The organism is Oceanicola sp. S124, assembly GCF_000220565.1.
Lineage (GTDB): Bacteria > Pseudomonadota > Alphaproteobacteria > Rhodobacterales > Rhodobacteraceae > Pseudooceanicola.
Genome location: NZ_AFPM01000286.1, coordinates 1 through 1,058 on the forward strand (window position 1 = coordinate 1; position 1,058 = coordinate 1,058).

The following is a 1,058-nucleotide window of genomic DNA, read 5'->3' on the forward strand; positions in this document are numbered from 1 at the left end:
CCAAGGGGTCCGAAATTACCCAGAGCCCCCGGTATGCGTTTCCTGACCCGTTTCGCCCTTGTCCTTCTTCTGCCGCTTGCCGCCTGTGCGGCGCCGCCTCCAGAGCCCGAGATGTTCGCCTTCCGTGATACCTCGCCGCTCTACCCCAACGAGACGCCCGAACTGCGACGCCTGATCGAGAAGTACTCGGCCGAATACGAGGTCCCGGTGACCCTGGTCCAGCGGGTGGTGATCCGCGAAAGCACCCACCAGCCCGAAGCCCGCAACGGCCCCTATTACGGGCTTATGCAGATCCTTCCTGCCACCGCCCGCTCGATGGGCTTCCAGGGCAGCGCGCCTGATCTGCTGGATGCGGAAACCAACCTGAAATATGCGGTGAAGTACCTGCGCGGCGCCTGGCTGCTGTCGGATGGAGACGAGCCCACGGCGGTGAAGTGGTACGCCCGCGGCTATTACTACGAGGCCAAGCGCCAGGACATGCTGGTCGAGACCGGCCTGCGCAGCGAGTAATCAGCCAAGCAGCGCCTCCGCCCGGGCCAGGTCACTGGGCGTGTTGACGTTGAAGAAGGGATCGACCCTGCTGGCCGGAAACTCGGCCAGCTCGGCGCCCTGCCCCTCGGCCCAGAGCATCATCTTGCGCTCGCCGCGCTCTAGCCAGGCCTGCAGGTCGGCGTGCAGCGCGACGGGCCAGAGCCCGCAGGTGGGATGGGCCCTCAACGCGCCCTGATCATCCCGGCTTGCGGCCAGCACGGGCCCCGCGCAGCCCTCGGCCTGCAGCAGCAGGCGGGGCACGAAGTCCCCCGGCAGGAAGGGCGTATCGGCGGCCAGGGTGAAGACCCGCCCGGCGCCCAGTTCCCGGGCCCAGAGCATCGCCGCCAGCACCCCGGCCAGCGGGCCCGGATGGTCGGGCAGCGGATCGGCCACCACCTCAAGCCCGAAGGCGGCAAAGCGCGCCGGATCGCCGTTGGCGTTCAGCGAGAGCTGCGACAGCTGCGGCGAGACCCGCGCCGTCACATGGGCCAGCAGCGGCCGCCCGGCCAGCGGCAGCAGCGCCTTCT

The 1,058-nt window shown here is 69.2% G+C and carries 2 protein-coding genes; one reads left to right on the forward strand and one right to left on the reverse strand.

Translation table 11 applies throughout. The features are described from left to right. Positions 1-33 precede the first annotated feature (33 nt). Positions 34-510, forward strand: coding sequence for a lytic transglycosylase domain-containing protein (locus tag OS124_RS0119385; RefSeq protein WP_010141580.1), 477 nt, complete (start codon positions 34-36; stop codon positions 508-510). On the opposite strand, the gene mobA is transcribed toward OS124_RS0119385, so the two are convergent. Next, positions 511-1,058 (reverse strand): molybdenum cofactor guanylyltransferase MobA (gene mobA, locus OS124_RS0119390; protein ID WP_010141581.1); only part of this gene is annotated, 548 nt, incomplete at its 5' end.

Bases quoted from the DNA above. Each gene is read 5' to 3' on its own strand.
- OS124_RS0119385 (WP_010141580.1), top strand. From the start codon at position 34: ATGCGTTTCCTGACCCGTTTCGCCCTTGTCCTTCTTCTGCCGCTTGCC.